Source organism: Trinickia soli, from assembly GCF_002879855.1.
GTDB classification, from domain to species: Bacteria; Pseudomonadota; Gammaproteobacteria; order Burkholderiales; family Burkholderiaceae; genus Trinickia; species Trinickia soli.
This window is the reverse complement of the sequence record NZ_PNYB01000019.1, coordinates 72,135-96,359: the sequence shown is the minus strand read 5'-3', so window position 1 is coordinate 96,359 and position 24,225 is coordinate 72,135. Positions and strand designations below refer to the sequence as shown.

Sequence of the window (24,225 nt, the reverse complement as noted above, 5' to 3'; positions counted from 1 at the left end):
TATGCCTTGGACCCGGACGGCCCGGCCAACCTGATTGTCAAGGAAAACGGGTTTAAGCTAAAGGACCAATTTCGATCATTTGCCGCAACCGCGGGCTCGCGCCGGTCCGACGCATCACGCCAGCAGCGCTGAAAGGTGGGCAAAGCCCTCCTTGTACGTACGAGCGAGGGCTGTCGCCATGCGCTCGAGCCGGACGCGCTCGATCCGCAGCGCGGCATCGACGCCTTGCGCGATGTGGGCGACTCCCACGTCCGCGGGCATATCCTCGTGCTCCCAAGTGGCGGCGAACGCCGTTTGCTTGCTGTCGGGACGCGTCAGCGCCGGGTGGCGAATGTTGACGCGTGGAAGGGCGAACGCAGCGGCAACGATTCTGCCGTGCAGACTGCTTCCGCAATACGCGCTGCTGCCTGCGATCAGCGCGCAGATGTCCCACACGTTCGGCGATGTCATCACGTGAACCGATGGCGTACGCATTCGCTGCCGGGTTCGCTCGAATACATCGAGGTCGTCGTGCCAGGGCGCGATGCCGGCGCGAAAGAATGCAATGCCCAAACCCTCCGATGAGGCGACGGCATCGAGTTGCGCGGCGATCTCGTCGAGCGTCCGGTCGTCGCCGAAATCGGCGCTGAACTGCACGGCGAGGTAGCCGTTCGGACACGCATCGCGGACAGAGGAAACGGGCTCGCCCGACATTTGGCTGCGAATGAGATCGCCGAACAGTTCGTCGACCATGACGGCCGGATCCGGCAACAGCCGCGCGGCGACGCCGTTTGCTTCGAGCGCACGCTGGGTGACGATGTCGCGCACGCTGATGTCGGTGGCGCCTCGCAGCGTTTCGACGACTTCCGCGCGCAATCGCGGCTCGCATTTTTGCAGGTCGACGCCGCCGACCGCATTGAACGCCAACGTGCGGGTCTGCGCGAAGTACCTGCGCGGTAGGACATACGGAGCGCGCGCCGGTGAGCGGAGACGATCGTCGGCCCATTCGAGCGGCACCCACAACCAGGCGCTGCGCTGATCGATCACCGACTTCGCGTGCTTGCCCGACGACAGCATGACGGCGGCTTCCCAGGCATTGCAGGTGAGGAGCTCGCCACCGACATGAACGATGTCGACCGGTTGATCAGGGTACGCGTGGGCCAGCGTCGCAATTGCCTCGACGTGGTGACCGCCGCATGCGGTGAGATCGCCCGCGGCCAATCCTGCAAACCGTAGATGTCGGCCGGGTAGCATCCGCGCGGCGATGTGTGGAAACAGCAGATCGCCGAAGTTGTGACGGTCGAATGCGCCGAAGAGAATGGTTTCTATGGCGGTGACGGTATCGGGCATGAGGGCGTTTCTCTCAGAACGGCCTGCTCGCGAAGGAGTGCGATGCATGACTGACAACGATGCTACGCGCCGAGGCGGGCGGCGGCGATTCGGCCGAACGGCATAGTCCCGCGGCGATGGACGTGATTCGATCGAAAGCGCCGCCTGGCTTCGTCGTGCGCCCGGCGGCGATCTGCTTGTCCGTGCACTGTCCTAGCCACCGTGCGGCCGCCGTGGCTGGCGTTTGCGTCGACGTCGCGGGATAATCGGCGAGCGTCAATTCTCGGACGACTCATGAACATCGATACCCGCGAATCACATCAAATGCTCCAATGGCGTTGGAAGCCGTTTTCCGAGCTGACGGCAGTCGAGGTGTACGACATGCTGGAAGCGCGCAACGCCGTGTTCATCGTCGAACAGCAATGCGTTTATCACGATGTCGACGGACTCGACAGGGGCGCGTGGCACTTGTTCGCGTATTCGCAGGATCGCAATTCGATGGGCGCGGCAGGCGAAGGCGCGGCGGCCCCGGTGCTGGCCGGCTATCTGCGCGTGCTGCTACCTGACGAATCGGATAGCGACATCCGCATCGGCCGTGTATTGACCGCGTCGGCGTTTCGGCGCATCGGATTGGGCAGCGAAATGCTCGAGCAGGCACTCAAGCATATCGTGTCGCAGTGGCCCGACGCGGCGATCAAACTGCACGCGCAGGCCCATTTGCAAATGTTTTACGGCGCGTTCGGCTTCGAGCCGGTTTCGGAGGTCCACGACGATGACGGGATCCCGCACATCTGGATGCGCTCGGTCTGACGCGCGTTGCCAGCGGCTATCGGGCGCGAACGGAGACGCACACGCAGACGCCCGCGCGGGCATGTGCAGCCACTAACGGCCAACGAGCGCCCAACGAGCGCCCGACGAGCATCGAGCGGACCACGCGTGAACTCAATGCGCGCGTGCCGGCGCCGCGGGGCGACGCTCCGCCGGCGTATCCCGCCGCTCTTCGAGCAGGCGTTCGCGTGCGGACAGCCGCATCCAGTGCCGCAGCGCGATCAGCGCACCGAACACGCTCATCATCGAGCCCGGGATCCACAGCAACAGCCCGCCGATCTGCTGATCGCGGATCGGGCTGATCCAGGTGAACGCGCGGCCGCAGATCGAATAGATCGGATAAAGCTCATGCGGCGTGAAAAAGATCAACGCGCCGAGCACGATTTGCGGCGGGATGGCGGCGATGACCATCATGATGCGCCGCCCCGGCGACAATCTCGCCGGCGGCGCCGGCCGCGGATCGAGCACGAGCCACCAGAACAGCAAGCCGTCGATCACCATGCTCCAATTCATGACGCGATAGAGCCGCCAGTCGAGCATCGCTTTGAAGTGAATCGGCGAAAGCAGCCAGAAGTAGATCAAGCCGACGAACAGTAGGACCGCGACGACAGGGTTGAAGACGACATCGAGTGCGATCCGCACCGGTGCCGTCCTGACGGCCGGCCCGATGAAGCGCTGGCGCCAACGGAACGGAATGCCGGCGCGCAAGGCGGCGCCCGGATACGACCACGCGATGAAGAACGGCCCGAGATGGTGCAGCACCAGGTGCTGCAACCGGTGCATGAAAAATTCGTGCTCGAAGAAGTAGTCCAGACGCGTATGCAACGCGATATAGAGCGCGACAAGCCCGAACCAGAACGACACCTGGCGCAGCGCCGATACGCGCGCGTGACGTACGCCGCGCACGAACAGAATCGCGGCGACGAGGATCGCGACGACCACCGTCGGCGACGGCTCCCACGGATCGAGCCAGTAAAGCAGGTTCATCGGCAGGTTCATCGCGGCGCTCGCCCGTTCACTGTGCCGTGGCCGGCGACTTGACCGCGAACGGTGTATCGAGCGTTTCGCCGTCCGAGAACCGCAATTTCAGGTGCACGGTGTCGCCGGGCGCGATCTTGCGTTTCGGCTCTTCGAGCATGATGTGATAGCCCACCGGTGCGATCGTCAGCTTGCCGTGCGCCGGGACGGTGGCTTTGTCGACCATGATCATGTTCGTCGTCGAGCCGTTCGACACCGTTTGGTGGAGCATGGCGCTGCCGTAATCGGGACTGGCCACATCGGTCAGGTCGATATTTTTGTCGCTGGTGTTGGTGAGCGTCACGTAGCCGGCGGCCGGCAGATTGTTCGGCAGCCAGCGGACCCATGCGTGCGAGGCCGTGATGGCGGATGCGCCGGCGGCGTGGGCGGGCGTGCTGAGGGCGGCGCAGGCGCAGAACGATGCGGCGAGCGAGGCGAGGGCGGCAAAGCGGTGTGCAGTCGGACGAGATTTCATCGGCATGGGTCGTAAAGGAGTGAAGGATGCATGGGGCGATCGACGGCCATCGGTCAACGAACCGCTATCGGCTCCCGCGCTCGATGACGCGACGCAGATCGTGTGCGATGGCGTCGGGCGTGTCCCCGCTCGTCGCCAACAGTCGTGCTCGCCCGTCGCGATCGAAAATATAAACGGCGGAACTGTGCGTCACTTCGTAGCTGCCGTTCGGGTCGCGTTTCTCCATTTGATAGGCAACGCGGTAGCGTTTCGCGAGCGATTCCACCTGCGCGTCGGTGCCCGTCAACCCGCGGATATGCTGCGCATCGAACGCCGTGACATAAGCATGCAGGGCTTGCGGCGTATCGCGGGCAGGGTCGACGGAAATGAACAGGATGCGCACGTCTTTCGCATCGCTCGCGGGCAGTTTCTCGAGCACCTGCATCAATCGCGCCATGGTTTCGGGGCACACGTCGGGACAATGCGTGTAGCCGAAATAGACCAGCGTCGTATGCCCGCGGAACGCTGTCGCATCGACGTTCTTCCCGCTGTCTTCGGTCAGCCTGAAGGCGAGATCCGGTAGATGGCCGCTGACATCGGTCAGGAGCCAGGGGCCGTCGTCATGCGAACAGCCGGCGATGAGCGCTGCGCAGGCGAGCGTCGCCAACCCGCCGAGCGTGCGTCGCGCCCAACGGGCAGGCCGCGACGGTGCGCAGGCGCCCCGAACGAGCGTAGGCCGGGGGAGGGCGGGCGGTGCCGGTTCGCCGGGCGGCGAGCCGACGCAGGGAACATGTGGCGGCATCCGTGACTCTGTAACAATGCTCAGGCGCGGCGGCGCCGCCCTTCGCGGGCAGCGCCCAGCCAGCGGCTGCGAGGCTGCGACTATAGCGCAGTTGCCCTACAGTTGCCGTTCGCACGCCGCACGGCCGCCCGCGGCGAGGCAATATGTCGCAGGCGCAGGCAAGATGAGCAGTACGGGAACGGGATCGCGCTTTTTGGCGCTTTTCGCGTTCCCTGTCGGCGCGCTCGGCGCTTTGGGGCCTTCGTGCTCCAAAACGCGCCGCAGGCGCGGTAAGATGCGCAAACTTTTCCGGTTCGGGGCGGCGATGGGGCCGCACGGGCCGTTACGCAGAGCGGGCTGATGCAATCTTTACCGGGTTTTTTGTCTCCGAGCGAGACAGCGTTCTTCTTCGATTTCGACGGCACGCTCGTCGAGCTCGCGCCCACGCCCGACGGCGTCGTCGTGCCGGCCACCGTCGTCGATTCGCTCGCACAGTTGCGACGGTTGACGCAGGGCGCGGTCGCCGTCGTTTCCGGGCGCGGCATCGACAGCATCGACGCGTTTCTCGGGTTGCCCGATTTACCGATCGCGGGCCTGCACGGTGCCGAGCGGCGCGATGCGAGCGGCGACACGATCCGGGTCGGCTTCAACGACGAGCGCCTGCTGCGAATGGAGCGCGTCCTGGCCGAGCTCGTCAAGGCGCACCCGGGCACGCTGCTCGAAATCAAGGGCGCGGCGATCGCGCTGCACTACCGGAACGCACCGCTTGCCGAGACGGCCGCGCGCGCCGCAACGGAGCGGCTCGTCGATCAATACGCCGACGCCTACGTGTTGCAGCCCGGCAAGATGGTCTATGAGATCAAGCCGAAGAACGTCGACAAGGGGCGCGCGCTCGCGGCCTTTCTGGACGAGCCGCCATTCGCGGGCCGCACGCCCGTCTTTGCGGGCGACGATTTGACTGACGAAAAAGGGTTCGCCGTCGTCAACGAACGTGGCGGCCTGTCGATCAAAGTCGGCGCCGGCGATACGTCGGCGCGCACGCGCGTCGACTCGGTCGCTTCGTTCGTCGGTTGGCTCTCGGACATCGTCACCCAGGCGCAACGCAACTCATGAGTCGTCTCATCATCGTTTCGAACCGGGTCGCACCGATCTCGGAAGGCGGCCCGGCGGCCGGCGGTCTGGCTGTCGGCGTCTACGACGCGCTGAAAGAAACGGGCGGTATGTGGTTCGGCTGGAGCGGCGAGGTCGTCGCGTCCGGTCAGCCTCAGTTGCAACTCGTCGAACAGGGTCCGGTGACGTTCGCGACGATCGGGCTCGCGCGGCGCGATTACGATCAGTATTACCGCGGTTTTTCGAATGCGACGCTGTGGCCCGCCTTTCACTATCGGGCCGATCTCATCCAGTACGACCGGCATGACTTCGAAGGGTATTGGCGCGTCAATACCTGGCTTGCACAGCAGCTCGTGCCGCTGCTGCGTCCAGACGATGTCATCTGGGTCCACGATTACCATCTGATCCCCTTCGCCCAAGCGCTGCGCTCGGCAGGCGTGCGCAATCGGATCGGCTTTTTCCTGCACATTCCGTTTCCGGCCGCACAGGTCTTGCTGGCCGTGCCGCCGCATCGCGCGCTGGTGGAGGCGCTGTGCTCGTTCGACTTGCTCGGCTTCCAGACACAAGCCGATGTGCGCGCGTTCTGCGATTACGTCGTGCATGAGGGTGGGGGAGAAGTCGCGGGCGGCGAGCAGGGGGCGCCGGTTGTCGCCGGTGCGCCTGCGCATGTACGGGCCTTCGGACGGTCGCTGCGCGCGGCCGCGTATCCGATCGGCGTCTATCCCGATGAAATCGCGCAACTGGCAAAAGCGGGCGCCCGCGGCAAGTCGGTGCGCCTGATGCGTCAGACACGGCACGAGCGCAAACTCATCATGAGCGTCGACCGGCTCGACTACTCGAAGGGGCTCGTCGAACGCTTCCGCGCGTTCGAACACCTGCTCGACCAGGTGCCGGCCTGCCGCAACAACGTCTCATTCGTGCAGATTGCACCGCCGACACGCGCCGACATGCACGCCTACCAGGACATCCGGCTGCGGCTCGAGTCGGAACTCGGGCGCATCAACGGGCGTTTCGCCGAGCTCGACTGGACGCCGATTCGATACATCCATCGGCAATACGAGCGTTCGGTGCTGGCCGCGCTGTTTCGCGAATCGCATGTCGGCTACGTCACGCCGCTGCGGGACGGCATGAATCTGGTCGCGAAGGAATATGTTTCGGCCCAGGATCCCGACGATCCCGGCGTGCTCGTGCTGTCGCGCTTCGCGGGCGCGGCCGACGAGTTGACGGGGGCGCTCATCGTCAATCCGATCGACATCGACGGCATGGCGCAGGCGCTCTCGGAGGCGCTTGCGATGCCGCTCGCCGATCGGCGTGCGCGCTATCGCGACATGATGGCGCAACTGCGCAGCAACAACGTGTCGGTCTGGCGCGATACGTTCTTGCGCGATCTTGCGCAGGGCGGGCAGCTGCCGGCGGAGCGCGCGCCGGGTGAGAAGAAAGGAGCGGCGCCTCGGGCGAAGACGACGCGCAAGCGTGTCGAGGCTTGAGCCGCGCCGCCAATAGAAGCTTGGAGAGAAGAAGCTTTAAACCTTTTCTAGCGGTTGCACGGGGGCTTGATCAGGCGCCCCTCGCTTCTACGCTACGTGCTCATCGATTTTGCTGCGGCCGCCGCTCACATGCAGCTGCATCGCCTTGCCGTGCTGCTTGCTGAGCAGATCGCGATAAATGCCGGGGCGGTTGCGCAGTGCTTCGGGCGTGCCGTCGTCGATGACCTTGCCCGAACTCATGACGATGATGCGATCGAAGTTTTGCAGCGTCGAGAGGCGGTGCGCGATGGCGATGACCGTGCGACCGACCATGAGCCGGTCCAACGCGTGTTGAATGGCTTCCTCCGACGCGCTATCGAGCGCGGATGTGGCTTCGTCGAGCAGCAGGATCGGCGCGTTCTTCAGAATGGCGCGCGCAATCGCGATCCGTTGCCGCTGACCGCCCGAAAGCTTCACGCCTCGATCGCCGACGATGGTATCGAATCCTTCCGGCATCGCTTCGATGAAGTCGGTGCACCGCGCTTCGCGTGCGGCCGCGTAGACTTCCTCCCGGCTCGCCTCGGGCCGGCCGTAGGCAATGTTCTCGTAGATCGTGCGGTGAAACAGCGCGATGTCCTGCGGCACGAGTGCAATCGCGTGACGCAGGCTGTCTTGCGTGATCGCGGCGATGTCTTGACCATCGATCTGGATCGAGCCGCCTTGCGCTTCGTAGAAGCGCTGCAGCAGCGCGAGCACGGTCGATTTGCCGGCGCCCGACTTGCCGACGAGCCCGACGCGCTGTCCGGCCTCGATGTGCAGGTCGAAGTGATCGAGGATCGCACGGCGGCGCGGGTAGGCGAAGGTCACGCCTTCGAAGTCCACGCGCCCGCCGCGCGTCACGAGTTCGACTGCATCTTCGCGATCGGGCATGCCGTGGGGCTCGAGCAACGTCTTCACCGCTTCCGCAAGGCGTGCGATGTGCTGCGTGACGTCGACCAGGGCGACCGCGAGGTCGCGCGTGCCGTGCAGGATCGTGAAGCCTAGCGAGCTGACGAGCACGATGTCGCCCGAGGTTGCACGCCCTTCGTTCCACAGCCAAAGCGCCCAGCCCAGCAAACCGGCCGACAGCAGCGCCGTGATGACGGCGTGCAGCAGCCGCAGCCGTTCGAGGTAGAGCAGGCTTTGCTGGCGGGCGTCCATTTCGCCCTTGACGGTATCGCCGAAGCGCCGCTGTTCACGCAGCGTCATCCCGAACGCGCGCACGAGCGCCATGTTGCCGATCACGTCCACGAGTTCGCCGTCGACGGCCGCGGCCTTCGTCGCGAACATATGGTGGCGAGCCGAGCCGCGCCCTGCCAGTTTGAACAGCACCATGGCCAGAATGGCCGAGCACAGCATCAGGCTGCCGGCCATGATCGGATTCACCGTCGTGATCATGACGATGGCGCCGAACACGGCGATGCACGGCGGCAGAACGTTCCATGCCATCGTATTTTCAGACGTATAGACGGCGTTCGATGTCGCGGTGATCCGGCTTGCGAGCATGCCCGGCTGCCGTTCGGCGAAATACGTGGGCGCGTGGCCCGTCAGATACTGGAACAGATCCCGGCGCAAATCGCCCGTCACGCCGACGAACGCATGCGCAGCGACCCAACCGCCGACGCGCCAGAGCAGGTTGTCGGCAGCGATCAACCCCACCAGGATCGCGAATGCCGCCCACAGCGGGCCCGGGTGATGGCGGCCCATGCCGAGGACGTCGATCAGGTGTTTGATCGCGTACTGCGAAGCGAGGGCGCAAACGACGGCCGCGAAGACGCTGCCCAGCACGATCGCGTGCGAGACGGGATGGCGCCGGATGTAACTGAGCAGGAACGCGAGCGGGCGCTCGGCATAGCTCGAGAGCCTGGCGTTGCGAGCGTTACGCTCGGCGACTGTCAAATGTTCCAATTGTGGTTCGTGCGGGGCACGCGAAGCAAGTGTCATGAAAAGCATAGTCTGCGTGTGGCGGTCCGGAAGCCAATCCCGAGCAATATCGAGATGGCGCGGCACGCCGCCATTGTAAACATCCGCGGTAGATCCCCGGGGCTTCGCGACGAGCGTTGGATATCAACAACGCCGCTTTTGCGGCGGCGCATCGTCGGCGGCTGCGATGAGCAAGTTCGATGCGCGTTTTAGAACGAAAGGTCGGCTGAAGGGAACCGTAATTTTGAGTTACAATCGCCGGTTAACGTTCGGATGCTCCGGGGACAAGGGCATTCGGGGCCGATTCAATCGCCGCGCCGGTGGCGGAAGCACCAAAAGGGTGAATCCAGGGGCTGACCCGCAGGCCGCGCGGCGATATGGATATCGCTTCGGGCTACTGTAGGCGGCCATTTCCGCGCTGGGGCAGGCGAAATGTTTCCGGCTTGTAACAACGTAAAGAGTTTGAAATGTCCCGCGGCGCAGCATGAAACCGATCCGATAATCGATTCGGGTTTGCCCTAGGAAATTCGACGGGCGACGTCAACGGTTGGCGTCCTGATGCGTTGAACGACCTGTGGCGCGTAGCTCCAAGGTCGTTCGCACGACACCGTCGACGACCGAAGGGAATCGCACCCGCTCGCAAAACGAGCCGGGCGTGCTGCCGCCTTGATGCCATAACGGCCGGAGCGGGCGATTCGCTTCCAGACCAACAGTCAACATTTTTGCCTGAATTTTTATTAGGAGTTCATCACTATGCGGATCGCTCAAATCGCTCCTTTGCATGAAGCGGTTCCTCCGAAGCTTTACGGCGGAACGGAGCGCGTGGTGTCGTACCTGACCGAAGCGCTGGTCGAGCTTGGTCATGATGTGACGCTGTTCGCGAGCGGCGATTCGCAGACGTCGGCGAAGCTCGAAGCATTCTGGCCGCAAGCGCTGCGTCTCGATCCGTCGATCCGCGACACGATGGCTCCGCACATGCTGCTGCTCGAGGAAGTGCGCCGCCGCGCCGATGAATTCGACGTCCTGCATTTCCACATCGATTACTACCCGTTTTCGCTGTTCTCGCGTCAGCCGGTTCCGCATCTGACGACGCTGCACGGCCGTCTCGATCTGCCCGAACTGCAGCCGATCTTCAACACGTTCAACGAAGTGCCCGTCGTTTCGATCTCGGACAATCAGCGCATGCCGCTGCCGCAGGCGAACTGGCTCTCGACCGTCTACCACGGCTTGCCCGAGAATCTGCTCACGCCGCGTCCCGATGTCGAGCCGGGCTACCTCGCGTTCCTCGGTCGCATTTCGCCGGAAAAGCGTGTCGACACGGCTATCCGCATTGCCGAGAAGGCCGGCATGAAGATCAAGATCGCCGCCAAACTCGACAAGGCCGATCGCGCTTACTACGAAGAGCAGATCAAGCCGCTGTTCGCGCTGCCGCACGTCGAGTACATCGGCGAAATCAACGAAGCCCAGAAGGCCGAATTCCTCGGCGGCGCGCACGCGTTGCTGTTCCCGATCGATTGGCCGGAGCCGTTCGGTCTCGTCATGATCGAAGCCATGGCCTGCGGCACGCCCGTGATCGCGTTCAAGCGCGGCTCGGTGCCGGAAGTCATCGAGAACGGGGTGTCGGGTTTCGTTGTCGAAGATGAACTGTCGGCCGTCGCCGCGCTCAAGCGCCTGCCGTCGCTGCCGCGCGCTACGGTGCGCAAGGCGTTCGAAGAGCGCTTCACCTCGAAGGTGATGGCGCAGAACTATCTGGCTTCGTACGAAAACCTGTTGCGCCAGAAGCGCCGCACCGTGCTGCGCGAAGTCGCCGCCGGCTGATCATCGACGGGGCGCGGCCGCTGTCGCCGCGCCGCCATCCAGACGAGACACGCCCCGTCTGCCAGCCGGCAGCGGGGCGTGTTGCATTGGGCGCGGCAAAATCGATTTCCGCCTGCTGGCGATCTCGGGTGGTGCGACAGCGTTTTTTCGGTTCGATGCTCATACGGTCGGGTACGATAGCGCCCGAATCCCTATAATGCTGCTGCGCGCCATGGGCGGCGGCAATTGAACTGGGAGAAAGACTTGGCGAGAGCGCATCACACGCGAGCGGATCCGGCGCCCGGGGCCGGCACGATGTTCACGCTGCGCGCCATCGGTCTCGTGTTGCTCGCGCGCTGGCTGCACTCGATGGCGCAGATGGGATATGCCGAATCATTGTCGGCGATGGCGTCGTCTCCGTGGGCGTCCATCAACGGCGTCTTCCTGTTTTTGCTGATCGTGCTGCCCGGCGCCCGCGCGCGCGCCGAACGGCCGTTTCATCCGCTGCCGCAATGGCTGCGGCAGGCACTGCGATTGTTCGCCTTCCTGTGTTTATTGTTCGCCATCTGGTCGATCGGCGTTTTCGTCTGGGCCGAAGGCAGCCGGCGAACCGTTCGCGCGATCGCTGCAACGAACGGATGGCTGGTCGCCGCGCCCTCGCTGTACGCGGCGGTGCTCTGGATTTGCCGCCCGCGCTCGCTCTGGCGAACGAACGTCGCCGCACGGCGCTTTGCGATCGGGCGATATGCGATATCGGTCGATGCTTCGACACGGACTGTCGTCGTTTGGGTGGAAAGCCGCAAGCTCGGGCAATACGACGCGCGCGAACTGTCGGTCAAATGGCCCGCCGCGGCGGCGATCGAGCGCGAGCGCCCGGCGGCGCGCGTCCCGGCGCCGGCCGGCGCGCCGGTGGCCGGCAGCCGCGGTGGCGCAACGACGCTGCGCGCACACGGGTGGGCACGACGCTCGCAAGTAGAGTTGTTGTGGGATTCGCCGGCGGCGGTCGGCCACAACGGTCAAACGGTATTTCGCGCGACGCTCGCGACGGACGGCGACCGGACGGCCGCGCACGCGCTCGATACGTCGCTCAGGCAGATTTGAGCGTTGAAAGCCGCCTGCCGAACCATCGACTGGTGGTGCGGCAAGGGGAGGGGTGACATCGACGAGACGCACGTTGACAGCCTGCGAACCACAGCCGTTTGCCGCGCGGAGGATAGCCATGAAACAGGCTCGCATCGATATCGCCAGAGCTTACGATTTGCTCGGACAGGATGGGCGCGTGCGCTTCCTCGTTGACCGTATGTGGCCGCGCGGAGTCACGAAGGACACGCTGCGCCTCGAGGCGTGGCTGCGCGATGTTGCCCCGAGCACCGCGCTGCGCCGCTGGTTCGGCCATGACCCCGAGCGTTGGGAAGAATTTCGAGAGCGTTATCACGCCGAACTCGACGCGAATCCTCAGGCGTGGCAGCCGCTCGTCGATGCGGCCGAACGCAGCCCCGTCGTGCTGCTGTTCGGCGCGCGCGATCGCGAGCACAATCAGGCGGTCGTCTTGCGCGAGTATCTCTTACATAAACTCGCGCATCATTGAAACATTCGCTTTTCCGCACCGGTCCCTGTCCACCGTATTGCCGATGTCTTCCTCGTCTTCCGTTGCCCGCTTGCCCTCGCTGCTAGCCGAAATTCGCGCCTGCCGCGCCTGCGAGGCCCATTTGCCTCATGGCCCGCGGCCTGTTCTGCAAGCCGGGCGCTCGGCGCGTGTGCTCGTGATCGGCCAGGCGCCGGGCGCGCGCGTCCATGCTTCGGGCGTACCTTGGGACGACAAGAGCGGGGAGCGGTTGCGCGATTGGATGGGAATCGGCCCTGAGCGCTTCTACGATGCGGACAGCGTCGCGCTCGTGCCGATGGGCTATTGCTATCCCGGGCGCGGCGCCTCGGGCGACTTGCCGCCGCGTCCCGAATGCGCCGAACTCTGGCTCGACCGGGTATTGGCCGAGATGCCGCACATCCGCCTGACGCTGCTCGTCGGCGCTTATGCGCAACGTCGCTTTCTGGCCGAGACGCGGCGCGGCAATCTGACGGAGACGGTCGCCGCCTGGCGGGACTGCGGTGACGCGCGCGTCCCGCTGCCGCATCCCTCGCCGCGCAATCAAGGCTGGTTCAAACATCATCCCTGGTTCGAACGGGAGCTGTTGCCCGTGCTGAAAGCGCGCGTCGCCGCGGCGTTGGCGGATGTGCCGATCGAGCCGATCGAGCCGCCCGGCACGACAGGGAAGATCGATTCGGGCCGAGCGCGATAAGCTGCCACCGAAGCCGCGACCGAAGCGCAAAGCGCAACGCTGTCCTACGCGAACGTTCGTCAGTGGCTGTCACGAAGTTGCGGGGCCTGTGCCGACCAATCGGGGCGGATCAACGCGCGAGCCCGCCCTTGCCCCAACAAAGCGGGCTCGCATGAACGGCGTCGCGGCCAACTCGGCCGCGCGGGTCTATCATTGCACCCCTGGCGCGCTTTCTCGTCTCAAAAGGATGGCGCGCGTCGTTCGATACAGCGCGTAAAAGGGACACGTCTCATGACTTCCGGCGTTATCCGCATCCGCGGAGCTCGTCAGCACAATCTCAAAAATATCGATCTCGACCTTCGCACGGGGGAAATGACCGTGGTGACCGGGCCGTCGGGCTCGGGCAAATCCAGCCTGGTGTTCGACACGCTTTACGCTGAGGGACAGCGCCGCTATGTCGAGACGTTCAGCGCTTACGCCCGGCAGTTTCTCGATCGGATGGATCGCCCGCAGGTGGACCGTGTCGACGGCGTGCCGCCCGCGATCGCTATCGATCAAACGAATCCCGTGCGCAGTTCGCGTTCGACCGTCGGGACGATGACCGAGCTCAACGATCATCTGAAGCTGCTCTATGCGCGCGCGGCGCAACTGTTCGACAAAGCGACGGCCGAGCCCGTGCGGCACGACACGCCCGAGACGATTTACGCTGCGCTGCTCGAGCGCAGCGCGCAGCGCGACGAGCGGCTTGTCGTGACGTTCCCGGTCGAGCTGCCCGAGCAGACCAGCGCCGACGAAGTCGGCCAATGGTTGTCGGCGAGCGGCTACACGCGCGTGCAAGCCGAGCGCGAGGTGACGACGCCGTCCGGCGTGCGCAAAGTGCTCGACGTGGTGGCCGACCGGTTCCGCCTCGGTCGCGTCGAAAAGGCGCGCGCGATCGAGGCGATCGAAGCTTCGCTCAAGCGCGGCGGCGGGCGTGTCTACGTCTATGTGCTGCCCGACGAGGGCGATGCGGCTGGCGCGGTCGAGGGGGGCAACGCCAACCTGGGAGGCAGCGCGGCCGAGCCGCGCATCTGGCGCTTCTCGACGGGCCTGCACTGCCCCGAAAGCGATCTGCGCTATGCCGACCCGCAGCCGGGGCTGTTCTCGTTCAATTCTGCCTATGGCGCCTGTGAGACCTGTCGCGGGTTCGGGCGCGTGATCGGCGTCGATTTGGGCCTCGTCATTCCAGACGGACGCAAGACGCTTGCCGGCGGCGCGATCAAGCCGATGCAGACGCCGGCCTGGAAGGAGTGCCAGGACGATCTCATGCGCTATGCGGCGCGGGCCCGCATCCGCACGACGACGCCGTGGAGCGAGCTGACCGAAGCCGAACGCGATTGGGTCATCAACGGCTCGCCCGATTGGAACGGTGAGTGGCAGCGCGAGTGGTACGGCGTGCGGCGTTTCTTCAATTACCTCGAATCGAAAGCGTACAAGATGCACATTCGAGTGCTCTTGTCGAAGTACCGCAGCTATACGCCTTGCGAAACCTGCGGCGGGGCGCGACTGAAGACGGAATCGCTGCTGTGGCGTCTCGGCACGAAAGAGAACGCCGACGCCGTGCTCGCGCCCGATGCGCGCTTCATGCCGCGCGGCGTAACGTGGACGCGCGCCCAACTCGAAGCGCTGCCCGGTTTGACCGTGCATGATCTGATGCTGATGCCGATCGCGCGCATCCGGCGGTTTTTCGACGACATGACACTGCCGAGCGCGCTGCTCGACGATGCGCTGAAGCTGCTCGTCGCCGAAGTGCGCACGCGGCTGCGTTATCTATGCGACGTCGGCCTGGGGTATCTGACGCTCGACCGGCAAAGCCGCACACTCTCGGGCGGCGAAGTGCAGCGCATCAACCTGACGACGGCGCTCGGCACGTCGCTGACCAAAACGCTGTTCGTGCTCGATGAGCCGAGCATCGGCCTGCACCCGCGCGATCTCGACCGTATCGTCGAAGCGATGCGGCGGCTGCGCGACGCCGGCAATACGCTCGTCGTCGTCGAGCACGATCCGTCCGTCATGCTCGCGGCCGACCGGCTCATCGATATGGGACCGGGGCCCGGCGAGCGGGGCGGCTCCATCGTCTACGACGGCACGCCGGCCGACATCCGCTCGGCGCAGACGCTGACGGGACAGTACCTCGGGGCGCGTCTGCGCGTGGCCGATGCGACGCATTGGGCGCGGCGCACCGTCGATGCGAAGACGCCGCGGCTCGTGCTCGAAGGCGCAAACGAACACAACCTGCGCGACGTGACGGTCGAGATTCCATTGGCACGTCTCGTCTGCGTGACGGGCGTCTCGGGCTCGGGCAAGTCGACGCTGATTCAGGACGTGCTCTTCCCGGCACTCGCGCGCCACCTCGGACGCCCCACCGAAACGCCGGGCGTCCACCGCGCTTTGCTCGGTACCGAATTGATCGCCGACGCCGTGTTTGTCGATCAATCGCCGATCGGCAAGACCGCGCGTTCCAATCCCGCGAGCTACGTCGGCGCGTTCGACGAAATCCGCAAACTGTTCGCGAAAGCGCCGCTTGCGTTGCAACGCGGCTACTCGGCCGGCACCTTCAGCTTCAACTCGGGCGATGGCCGGTGCCCGACCTGCGGCGGCTCGGGCTTCGAGCACGTGGAGATGCAGTTCCTCTCCGACGTTTATCTGCGTTGCCCCGATTGCGATGGCCGCCGCTATCGTGCAGAGGTCCTGGAGGTGACGATCGAACGCGGCACCCCAGCGCGCGCGCTATCGATCGCCGATGTGCTCGAGCTCACGGTCAGCGAGGCTGTCGGCCTGTTCGCCGATGACGCCGATGTCTTGCGCGTCTTGCAGCCGATCGTCGATGTGGGCCTCGAATACGTGAAGCTCGGCCAGCCGGTCCCGACGCTCTCGGGCGGCGAAGCACAACGACTGAAGCTGGCGGGTTTTCTGGCGGAGACGAGCGGCAAGGCCGGCGACGCGGCCGCGCCGGGCGGGCGCCTCTTCATGTTCGACGAACCGACGACGGGCCTGCATTTCGACGACATCGCCAAGCTCATGCGCGCGTTCGGCAAGCTGCTCGCGCGCGGCCATTCGTTGGTCGTCATCGAGCACAATCTCGACGTGATTCGCGCGGCCGATTGGATCGTCGATCTGGGCCCCGAAGGCGGCGACGAAGGCGGGCTCGTCGTGGCCGCCGGCACGCCAGAGGACATCAAAGCGTGCCCGGCTTCGCACACGGGCCGCGCGCTGAAGCAATACGACGACACGCTCGGTGCGAAGGTCGGGACGGCGTCGGACGGCGGGGTGCCGCTGCAATCGGCGTTGGCCGCGGCGCGCTCGCGCCGGGCGGTCGAGGGCGACGACGTCGTGCGTATCGTCAACGCGCGCGAGCACAACCTCAAGAGCCTGAACGTCGATATCCCTCACGGCAAATTCAACGTCGTCACCGGCGTGTCGGGCTCGGGCAAGTCGACGCTCGCCTTCGACATCCTGTTTCACGAAGGGCAGCGCCGCTACCTCGAATCGCTCAATGCTTATGCGCGCTCGATCGTGCAGCCGGCAGGGCGGCCCGAAGTGGATGCCGTCTACGGCATTCCGCCGACGGTCGCGATCGAGCAACGTCTCTCGCGCGGCGGGCGCAAGAGTACCGTCGCGACGACCTCCGAGGTATGGCATTTCCTGCGGCTGCTTTATGTGAAGCTGGGGATTCAGCACTGTATTCACGACGGCACGCCCGTCATGCCGCAGAGCGCGGAATCGATCGCGGCGCACTTGCTGCGCAACTATGCGGGCGAGCATGTGGGCTTGTTCGCGCCGCTCGTCGTCAACCGCAAGGGCGTCTATACCGATCTGGCGAAGTGGGCGAAGGCGCGCGGCCATACGCATTTGCGCGTGGACGGCGAGTTCCTGCCCGTCGATCCCTGGCCGAAGCTCGAGCGCTTTCGCGAACATACGATCGAGCTGCCGGTCGCCGATCTCGTCGTCTCGGCCGACCACGAGGCCGAGCTGCGCCGCGCGCTGGATGCGGCGCTCGAACTGGGCAAGGGCGTCGTGCATCTGCTCGCGCCGCTCGACGGATTGGCCGATGCGATCTCATCGAAACGATCGACCGCAGGCATCGGCGAAATCGAGGTGCTGTCGGTCAAGCGCGCGTGCCCCGTCTGCGGCACGAGCTACCCGGAGTTGGATCCGCGGATGTTCTCGTACAACAGCAAACATGGCTGGTGTACGAGTTGCGTCGGCACGGGGCTCGCATTGACGCGCGAACAGCGCGCGGCGTACGACGACACCGTCCTGGGTGGCGACGACGGACGCGGCCGCGAGCAGACGTTGCCGTCCGAAGAGCAGGAAATCGAAGGCGTCGGCGATACGCCATGCCCTGACTGTAGCGGCACGCGTTTGAACGAATCGGCGCGAGCGGTGCAGTTCGACGGACGTTCGATCGTCGATGTGGGCCGCTGGACCGTGTCCGATACGCGCACATGGATCGATACGATCGAACTGGGCGGCCGCGACGCGCAGATCGCGCGCGACGTCGTCAGCGAAATCGCGGGCCGGCTGCGATTCCTCGAAGAAGTCGGCCTCGGCTATCTGAGCCTCGATCGCGCGGCGCCGAGCTTGTCGGGCGGCGAGGCGCAGCGGATACGTCTCGCGGCGCAACTCGGCAGCAACCTGCAGGGTGTGTGCTACGTGCTCGACGAACCGACGATCGGTCTTCACCCGCGAGACAACCGGATCCTGCTCGACGCGCTGCATCAGCTCGGCGACAAGGGCAATACGCTGGTCGTCGTCGAACATGACGAAGACACGATACGTCGTGCCGATCACATCATCGACATCGGTCCCGGCGCAGGCAAACGCGGCGGCCGCCTTGTTGCCGAGGGCGGCGTCGACGATCTCGCACGACACGCCGATTCGCTGACGGGACAGTTCCTGGCCAAGCCGATCGTCCATCCGCTGCAGCCGCGCCGAGCCGTGGTGGCGCAGCCCAAGGCCGCCGTGCCCGAGCAATGGCTGACGGTGCATGGAGCTTCGCTGCACAACCTGCGCGATGTGACGGCGCGCATTCCGCTCGCGCGGCTCGTCGCGGTGACGGGCGTATCGGGGTCCGGCAAATCGACGCTCGCGCGCGACGTGCTGATGACGAACCTGCTCGATGCGGTCGGTCGTTCGGTGTTGTCCTCGCCTGCGACGCGGCGTGCGCGCCGCGCTGCGCAAGACGGCGAGCGTCCTGCGCGCGCGCAGCCGAGCCGCCGTACGAACGCGAGCACGACGCGCGCGCCGTTGAACGTTACGCATCGCTGGCAAGGCTGCACGTCGATTACCGGCTTCGAAGCGATCGATCGTGTGCTCGAAGTCGACCAGACGCCGATCGGCAAGACGCCGCGTTCGTGTCCGGCGACCTACATCGGCGTGTGGGATACGATCCGCAAGCTGTTTGCCGAAACGCTCGAAGCGCGAGCGCGCGGATACGCTCCTTCGCGTTTCTCGTTCAATACGGGCGACGGTCGCTGCCCGGCCTGCGAAGGGCAGGGCGTGCGCACGATCGGCATGAGTTTCCTGCCCGATGTGAAAGTGCCTTGTGACGTTTGTCATGGACAGCGCTTCAACCCCGAGACGCTGGCGGTGACGTGGCGCGGCAAGAATATCGGCGACGTGCTTACGATGGAGATCGACGAAGCTGTCGAGTTCTTCTCCTCGATGACGGGCATTGCGCATCCTCTGCAGCTGATGAAGGACGTCGGCCTCGGGTATCTGACGTTGGGCCAGCCGTCGCCGACGCTGTCGGGTGGCGAGGCACAGCGGATCAAACTCGTGACGGAGCTGGCAAAGGTGCGCGATGACGTGACGCGACGCGGGCAGAAACCGCCGCACACGTTCTATGTGCTTGACGAACCGACGGTGGGCCTGCATATGGCCGACGTTGCGCGGCTGATCCGCGTGCTGCATCGGCTCGTGGATGGGGGGCACAGCGTCATCGTCATCGAGCACGACCTCGACGTGATTGCCGAAGCCGATTGGATCATCGATCTGGGCCCTGAAGGCGGGGCGGGCGGCGGCACGATCGTCGCGGCGGCCGACCCCGAGACGCTGGCGCGCGTGCGCGAAAGCCATACGGGCGAAGCGCTGAAATCGGTGCTGGCGCGCGTCGCATCACCGTCGGGCGAAGCGAGTGCCGAAGGCGGTCGTCGCAGCGCATGAACGAAGACCGGGCGCTGCGACGGCGCAGCGCCCGAACCGGCTCTCAAATCGACGCTCATTGCGAGCGGACACCGAGCGCTGCGGGCCCGCTCGTCTCGCGACGCTCACGCCTCGCCAGCCAGATCCGGCGTAACCGCTTGCGGTGCGGGCGCGCTTGCATCCGTGCGTTGCGCGCCGGCGCTGCTCACCCATCCGACCCATACGAGCGCGAGCGACGCCAGCGCCACGGACACCCAGCCGTTCAGGCCGTAGCCGAGGATGTGTCCCGCGGCGTCCGTGGACAACATGAGCCCGCCGAGCCACGCGCCGCAGCCCGTGCCGAGCGCCTGCACGGCGCCGTTTGCGCTGAGGAAGGCGCCGCGATGCCTGCTGTCGGGCACGGTCGACAAGATCGCCTGCAGGGGAACGATGCGTGCCGACGAAATGATCATGAACAGCGCGAAGCCGGGGACCATGATCCAGAACGGCAGGTTGGGCAAGTGGGTGACGGCGAGCACGGGCCCCAGTGCCAACGCGCCGAAGAGGCGGAATATGCGGCGATGCCCGGTCCGGTCGGCGAGCCTGCCGACCGCGCGCGACGTAAACAGCGTTGCCGCGCCACCTGCCATATAGAGCAGGGAAATCTGATCTGGTCTGACGCCGTGATTGGCCACGAGCATCGGCGAAATGAACGGGATCACGAGCATATGCGCGAGCATGATCAAAAACGTCAGTGCGAGCGCGCGCGCATGACGGGGAAACGTCACGAGGTGCACGAGGGCGGGCAGCGTTTGTGCGAGCGACGGCGCGCGCTGGGCCAGATGCTCGCCGAGCGAGGGCACGATGCGCGAGGTGGCGAGCGCGATCGTCACGGTGAGCGCCGCCAGCAACCAGAATGGCGCTGACCAATGGAAGTGCGCGCCGAGCAGAACGCCTGCCGGCACACCTGCGATGGCGGCCATCGAGAAACCGGTCATGATGATGCCGCTGGCCGTACCGCGCCGCGCGACGGGCACAACGTCGGCGACGATCGCCATCACGCCGGCGCCGAGCACGCCGCCCGTGACGCCGGCGAAGGCGCGGCTGGCGAGCAACAGCGGATAGCTTGTGGCGCACGCGCATGCGACGTTCGAGAGTGCGAACATCAGATAGGCCGCGAGCAGCAGCTTGCGACGGTCGAAGCGATCGATGTAGGTGGCAGCAAGCAGCGCGGACAGCCCGGAGCACCACGAATAAGCCGAGACGGCCGTTGCAAATTTCGCGGGCGAGATCTGAAAAGCGCTCATGATCTGCGGGCCGAGCGGCATCATGACCATGAAATCCATGATGAGCGTGAACTGCACGAGCGCGAGCAGCCATATCAGACGCCGCTCGCGCGCCAAGGGCATTGCATACATAGTTATTCGAATCCTTGTACGTGTAGGGTGCTGCCGGGAGCGGAATCTCCGAAAGGCAGCCGGCAGTGAGCCGTCGTCTTGCTTGACGCGCGCGAAGTCCCTCCCGTTACGGCTCGCGCGGTCGTTCGTCCCTGCTGTGGTTCCTTCCTGATTACGCTGGCGCGCCCTGCGGCGCCGGACCTGCTGCCGGCTTGGCTTCGATTTCGGCGGCGGCGCGCAGCAAAATATCGGCAACGCGCTGTTGCTCCGTTTCATCGGCATCGATCCGCCTGAGTAGCGCGAGCTTTAGCGCATAGCGCGCCTGGCGCAGCCTCGGATGCCAACTGCCTGCCTGGCGACCGAACGCGCCTGACTCGTCATCGGCCTCCGCATCGGCCGCATACGCACGCCGCATCGACTCCATCTTGTGCGCGACGTAGCTGAGCTTGGCGAGAATCATGTCGACCTGATCCCGATTGGCGGCGAGATGCGCGCGGCCGGCCTCCGCAATTTCGTAGCGCTTGCGGTTCCCTTCTTGCTGAACGGTAACGAAGCCGAGTTCTTCGAGAAAGGTCAGCGCAGGATAGACCATCCCGGGACTTGGCGCATAGAACCCGTTCGAACGCGTCTCGAGCGCCTTGATGAGCTCATAGCCGTGTCGCGGCGCCTCGGCAATCAGCGCGAGCAACATGAGTTGCAGATCGTCGCCGCTGAACTTGCGGCCGCGCGTGAAGCTGTCGTCGTCGCCGAATCCCCGGTCGCCATGGCCGCCCCAGAAGGGACCGCCGCTACCGTGACGATGCCGGTGACGGCCGATCGCATGCCATAGCTCGTGAAGAAACGAGGGTTCTCCGTGACGCGCGCGATGGTTTCGCTCGTGACCGTGAAAGAAGTCGTGGCGCGCGGAGGCGTCACGGCAACGCCCGTACCAATGCCCGAAGTCATGCGCGCTGTCGTGCTGAGCAGTGTGCGCATGGCCATGTTCGTGGTGCGACTCGTGAAAGTCGGAATCGCGATGGAAGTCATGAAGACGGTGACGCATGTGAGCCCCCTTGAGCAGGTGGAACGGTGAATGTGTATCTAAAGATATATATCTAAAGATAGTAAGTCAAGGACAGACTGCGTGGGATGGCGGCAAGCGAGGGGGGACTGGAACGGTCGTTGCGCACGAAGCCGGGACGGCAATGCCTTCATCCACGACCACGCAAAGGGGGTCCCATGTTCGTGCATAACAAGCGGTTGCAGTACACGGTTCGCGTTGGCAGCACCGATCCGGGATTGGCGAATTTGTTGCTGGAGCAGTTCGGCGGGCCGCAGGGCGAATTGGCGGCGGCGATGCGTTACTTCACGCAGGCGATCACTGAGGAGGATCCGGGGCGCAAGGACATGTTGTTCGACATCGCGACCGAGGAGTTGAGCCACCTGGAGATCATCGGCTCGATCGTCGCGATGCTCAATCGCGGCGCGAAGGGGGAGTTGGCGGAAGCGGTCGATGCGCAAGCGGAGCTGTACCGCAAATTGAACGGGGCCGGTAACGACAGCCATGTGACGCAGGTGCTATTCGGCGCTGGCGCACCGCTGACGAATTCGGCGGGCGTGCCATGGACTGCGGCTTATATCGACACGATTGGCGAGCCGACGGCGGACTTGCGCTCGAACATCGCGGCCGAAGCGCGGGCCAAGATCATCTACGAGCGGCTCATCAATGTGTCGGATGACCCTGGCGTGCGAGAAGCGCTGGGCTTTTTGATGACGCGCGAAGTGTCGCACCAGAAGTCGTTCGAGAAGGCGCTGTATTCGATTACGGCGAATTTCCCGCCGGGCAAGCTTGCGCCTGTGCCCGAGTACGCCGATGCGTACTACAAGATGTCGCATGGTGCGCCGCCTGAGCGCGGGCCCTGGAACGAAGGGCGTGGCTTGGAACTCGTCGACGATCCGCCGATTCCGGTCGATGGCGGCGACGGCTCGGCGGCGGTGCAGTTGAGCGAGAAGGAACGCACGACGCTCGACGAGATGAAGCGACGGTTGAAGTCGGATCGTACGCATGATCCCGAGACGGGCGCGGAGCTGGGTGCGGCCGAGCCGGGAGCAAACGGGCTGGCGGAGTGAGTGCAAAAGGGGTGGATCCTACGAATGGCGCGATAGATTCGCGCCGGCGTTGACGCTGGTAGGTTTGCTGTGCCACCTGCGTGGCGCCATCCGGGCCGCGCCTGCAGTTTGTGGCAGGCGGCGGTCCGGCGCAGGGCAAGGGCAGCCGGCTAGATGTTGCCCGACGGCAAGCCTCCGCGCTCTGCTGATGTCGATCACCTGGAGGATGCAACGACCGAAATCGCACTATCGAGAAGTTCCTGCCTCGCCATGTAGTTGTCGACGCTAAGTCTCTGAGCCACGCCTTCATTGCCTCTTCGCCGGCGAAGGGATAGCTTATGTGTCGCGCCCTGGGGTAGGCGTCTGTTTCGCATCACCCTTGGCTGTCTCTACGGCGTCAACAGGCCGCGGGTCCGGCGTCTTCCATTGAGGTAAGAATTCAGTCACGAGTTGGCGCACAAGCGCGGCTTGCAAAGCATCACGTCGGCGCTTGATCATCTCGCGACTCTCCTGGGCTGACATCCATTCTTTGAATACGACAAAGTCCATCGGCGCGACGGTCGTCATACGCGCCATATGCCCCAGGTCGTCCACAATGATGGTGGAGAAGGGCTTTGCACTCAACAAGCGGCCTGCACGTAATGCCTGTACCGCGAAGAACTCTTCTCCTCGGCCTTCAGTAAGGGGCAGAGGGTGATCGTCCCCCTCTTTGGCTTCGCGGCGGATAATGTCGATCTGAAAAGCGTCCGCGTTAACGGCTGTGAAGCGATCTTCTTCCGATAGCTGAAAGGTCGGATCGATCTTCTGCAATAGACCGAGCAACGTCGAGTCCAGCACGTTCATTTGAGCCACGAATTGCAAGCGCTTCCTTGTGTCCCATAGGAGGTCAACGTCCTTCGTCGCCATCGCATCCGGTTCATCGAAACGTACCCCGGCTTCCGCCTCGTAGGCATACAGCGCATGGGTGCCAATTACACGGAAATACTCGGCGAGGCCCCATGTTTCCAGGCCATTGAGAATTCGGGTCAACATGCGGGGGGCGCGGCCGACGCGCAGCGCGCGATTCATCCGTTCATGCTCGGCGACTGTGATTTCGAGTTTGTTCAGTCTGGCTTCGGCTATGACCTTCCTCTGCACGAAATTCTGGTGGATTGCTTCGGTCTCTTCGGATCGCCGCCCAAGACTGGTTTGCTTGTTCCTGCCCGTTTGGCGGATCAGATATTCGGTGCCGTTTTGTTCCCGCCAATACATGACGCCGCGCACGGCCTCCGCATCCTTGCGGGCCTGCCCGAGCGCACGGAATGCGGCGCAGGCGTCGATGTACTGGCGGCTCGCGTTACCGGACAGGGGCGTGATCTGAGGTTCATCCATATTTTTTCCGTGAAAAAAGTCATTTCTGAATGTTGCACGGAAAATCATTAAAATTCAACGAGATATCGAGCGCGTCGCGTAATGAGCGTATGACTGAAGTGTTGGGGGAGACCGTAGGACTCGTGCGGGATTCGGCGCGACTCGAAATGCCGCACAGCACAAAGTGTGCGCGCAGAAATGAAAAAGGCCCTCGGCTTTCGCCAGA

The 24,225-nt window shown here is 64.7% G+C and carries 17 protein-coding genes; 9 read left to right on the top strand and 8 right to left on the bottom strand.

Annotation, left to right across the window (positions count from 1 at the left end; all coding sequences use genetic code 11):
* Positions 1-114: 114 nt before the first annotated feature.
* Complete coding sequence (locus C0Z19_RS20500; protein WP_102611664.1) at positions 115-1,329, bottom strand: polysaccharide pyruvyl transferase family protein; 1,215 nt, start codon at positions 1,327-1,329, stop codon at positions 115-117.
* Positions 1,330-1,602: 273 nt separating this feature from the next.
* Between C0Z19_RS20500 and C0Z19_RS20490 the strand changes: the two genes are divergently transcribed.
* Positions 1,603-2,118: a GNAT family N-acetyltransferase gene (locus C0Z19_RS20490; protein WP_102611662.1), complete on the top strand. Its 516-nt coding sequence runs from the start codon at positions 1,603-1,605 to the stop codon at positions 2,116-2,118.
* A 132-nt stretch (positions 2,119-2,250) separates the two neighbouring features.
* Here the strand turns inward: C0Z19_RS20490 and C0Z19_RS20485 are convergent, their stop codons facing one another.
* The 3 genes from C0Z19_RS20485 to C0Z19_RS20475 all read right to left on the bottom strand — a co-directional run bounded on the left by C0Z19_RS20485 (position 2,251) and on the right by C0Z19_RS20475 (position 4,409).
* Positions 2,251-3,123: a cytochrome c oxidase assembly protein gene (locus C0Z19_RS20485; protein WP_102611683.1), complete on the bottom strand. Its 873-nt coding sequence runs from the start codon at positions 3,121-3,123 to the stop codon at positions 2,251-2,253.
* A gap of 28 nt (positions 3,124-3,151) precedes the next feature.
* Positions 3,152-3,628, bottom strand: coding sequence for a copper chaperone PCu(A)C (locus C0Z19_RS20480; RefSeq protein ID WP_102611682.1), 477 nt, complete (start codon positions 3,626-3,628; stop codon positions 3,152-3,154).
* Between the two features lie 64 nt (positions 3,629-3,692).
* Positions 3,693-4,409 carry an SCO family protein gene (locus tag C0Z19_RS20475; protein ID WP_102611661.1) on the bottom strand — a complete coding sequence of 239 codons (717 nt, stop codon included), beginning with the start codon at positions 4,407-4,409 and terminating at the stop codon, positions 3,693-3,695.
* Positions 4,410-4,748: 339 nt separating this feature from the next.
* On the opposite strand from C0Z19_RS20475, the gene otsB reads away from it, so the two are divergent.
* Complete coding sequence (gene otsB / locus C0Z19_RS20465; protein ID WP_102611659.1) at positions 4,749-5,501, top strand: trehalose-phosphatase; 753 nt, start codon at positions 4,749-4,751, stop codon at positions 5,499-5,501.
* Positions 5,498-6,985, top strand: a complete 1,488-nt coding sequence (gene otsA, locus C0Z19_RS20460) for an alpha,alpha-trehalose-phosphate synthase (UDP-forming) (protein ID WP_102611658.1) — start codon at positions 5,498-5,500, stop codon at positions 6,983-6,985. The genes otsB and otsA overlap by 4 nt, the downstream gene beginning before the upstream one ends.
* A gap of 87 nt (positions 6,986-7,072) precedes the next feature.
* On the opposite strand, the gene C0Z19_RS20455 is transcribed toward otsA, so the two are convergent.
* A complete protein-coding gene (locus C0Z19_RS20455; RefSeq protein ID WP_233196223.1) occupies positions 7,073-8,947 on the bottom strand; it encodes an ABC transporter ATP-binding protein in 1,875 nt (624 codons plus the stop codon).
* Positions 8,948-9,679: 732 nt separating this feature from the next.
* Between C0Z19_RS20455 and C0Z19_RS20450 the strand changes: the two genes are divergently transcribed.
* From C0Z19_RS20450 to uvrA, 5 genes are all read left to right on the top strand, one after another.
* Positions 9,680-10,744 (top strand): glycosyltransferase family 4 protein, encoded by a 1,065-nt coding sequence (locus C0Z19_RS20450; RefSeq protein ID WP_102611657.1) that lies wholly within the window; start codon positions 9,680-9,682, stop codon positions 10,742-10,744.
* Between the two features lie 243 nt (positions 10,745-10,987).
* Entirely contained in the window at positions 10,988-11,824 is an 837-nt protein-coding gene (locus C0Z19_RS20445; RefSeq protein ID WP_102611656.1) for a hypothetical protein, read from the top strand.
* Between the two features lie 118 nt (positions 11,825-11,942).
* Positions 11,943-12,311, top strand: a complete 369-nt coding sequence (locus tag C0Z19_RS20440) for a DUF488 domain-containing protein (RefSeq protein WP_102611655.1) — start codon at positions 11,943-11,945, stop codon at positions 12,309-12,311.
* Positions 12,312-12,354: 43 nt separating this feature from the next.
* Positions 12,355-13,020 (top strand): uracil-DNA glycosylase family protein, encoded by a 666-nt coding sequence (locus C0Z19_RS20435; RefSeq protein ID WP_102611654.1) that lies wholly within the window; start codon positions 12,355-12,357, stop codon positions 13,018-13,020.
* A gap of 270 nt (positions 13,021-13,290) precedes the next feature.
* Positions 13,291-19,206, top strand: a complete 5,916-nt coding sequence (uvrA, locus tag C0Z19_RS20430) for an excinuclease ABC subunit UvrA (protein WP_102611653.1) — start codon at positions 13,291-13,293, stop codon at positions 19,204-19,206.
* Between the two features lie 104 nt (positions 19,207-19,310).
* On the opposite strand, the gene C0Z19_RS20425 is transcribed toward uvrA, so the two are convergent.
* A complete protein-coding gene (locus C0Z19_RS20425) occupies positions 19,311-20,582 on the bottom strand; it encodes an MFS transporter (RefSeq protein WP_102611652.1) in 1,272 nt (423 codons plus the stop codon).
* Between the two features lie 151 nt (positions 20,583-20,733).
* Positions 20,734-21,603, bottom strand: coding sequence for a PadR family transcriptional regulator (locus tag C0Z19_RS20420; RefSeq protein WP_102611651.1), 870 nt, complete (start codon positions 21,601-21,603; stop codon positions 20,734-20,736).
* A gap of 176 nt (positions 21,604-21,779) precedes the next feature.
* Between C0Z19_RS20420 and C0Z19_RS20415 the strand changes: the two genes are divergently transcribed.
* Positions 21,780-22,670: a manganese catalase family protein gene (locus C0Z19_RS20415; protein ID WP_102611650.1), complete on the top strand. Its 891-nt coding sequence runs from the start codon at positions 21,780-21,782 to the stop codon at positions 22,668-22,670.
* Positions 22,671-22,985: 315 nt separating this feature from the next.
* Here the strand turns inward: C0Z19_RS20415 and C0Z19_RS20410 are convergent, their stop codons facing one another.
* Positions 22,986-24,020 (bottom strand): GSU2403 family nucleotidyltransferase fold protein, encoded by a 1,035-nt coding sequence (locus C0Z19_RS20410; RefSeq protein WP_102611680.1) that lies wholly within the window; start codon positions 24,018-24,020, stop codon positions 22,986-22,988.
* Between the last annotated feature and the right edge of the window lie 205 nt (positions 24,021-24,225).

Coding starts and splice junctions, on each gene's coding strand:
- C0Z19_RS20500 (WP_102611664.1), bottom strand. CDS start 1,329: ATGCCCGATACCGTCACCGCCATAGAAACCATTCTCTTCGGCGCATTC.
- C0Z19_RS20490 (WP_102611662.1), top strand. CDS start 1,603: ATGAACATCGATACCCGCGAATCACATCAAATGCTCCAATGGCGTTGG.
- C0Z19_RS20485 (WP_102611683.1), bottom strand. CDS start 3,123: ATGAACCTGCTTTACTGGCTCGATCCGTGGGAGCCGTCGCCGACGGTG.
- C0Z19_RS20480 (WP_102611682.1), bottom strand. CDS start 3,628: ATGAAATCTCGTCCGACTGCACACCGCTTTGCCGCCCTCGCCTCGCTC.
- C0Z19_RS20475 (WP_102611661.1), bottom strand. CDS start 4,409: ATGCCGCCACATGTTCCCTGCGTCGGCTCGCCGCCCGGCGAACCGGCA.
- otsB (WP_102611659.1), top strand. CDS start 4,749: ATGCAATCTTTACCGGGTTTTTTGTCTCCGAGCGAGACAGCGTTCTTC.
- otsA (WP_102611658.1), top strand. CDS start 5,498: ATGAGTCGTCTCATCATCGTTTCGAACCGGGTCGCACCGATCTCGGAA.
- C0Z19_RS20455 (WP_233196223.1), bottom strand. CDS start 8,947: ATGACACTTGCTTCGCGTGCCCCGCACGAACCACAATTGGAACATTTG.
- C0Z19_RS20450 (WP_102611657.1), top strand. CDS start 9,680: ATGCGGATCGCTCAAATCGCTCCTTTGCATGAAGCGGTTCCTCCGAAG.
- C0Z19_RS20440 (WP_102611655.1), top strand. CDS start 11,943: ATGAAACAGGCTCGCATCGATATCGCCAGAGCTTACGATTTGCTCGGA.
- C0Z19_RS20435 (WP_102611654.1), top strand. CDS start 12,355: ATGTCTTCCTCGTCTTCCGTTGCCCGCTTGCCCTCGCTGCTAGCCGAA.
- uvrA (WP_102611653.1), top strand. CDS start 13,291: ATGACTTCCGGCGTTATCCGCATCCGCGGAGCTCGTCAGCACAATCTC.
- C0Z19_RS20425 (WP_102611652.1), bottom strand. CDS start 20,582: ATGTATGCAATGCCCTTGGCGCGCGAGCGGCGTCTGATATGGCTGCTC.
- C0Z19_RS20420 (WP_102611651.1), bottom strand. CDS start 21,603: ATGCGTCACCGTCTTCATGACTTCCATCGCGATTCCGACTTTCACGAG.
- C0Z19_RS20415 (WP_102611650.1), top strand. CDS start 21,780: ATGTTCGTGCATAACAAGCGGTTGCAGTACACGGTTCGCGTTGGCAGC.
- C0Z19_RS20410 (WP_102611680.1), bottom strand. CDS start 24,020: ATGGATGAACCTCAGATCACGCCCCTGTCCGGTAACGCGAGCCGCCAG.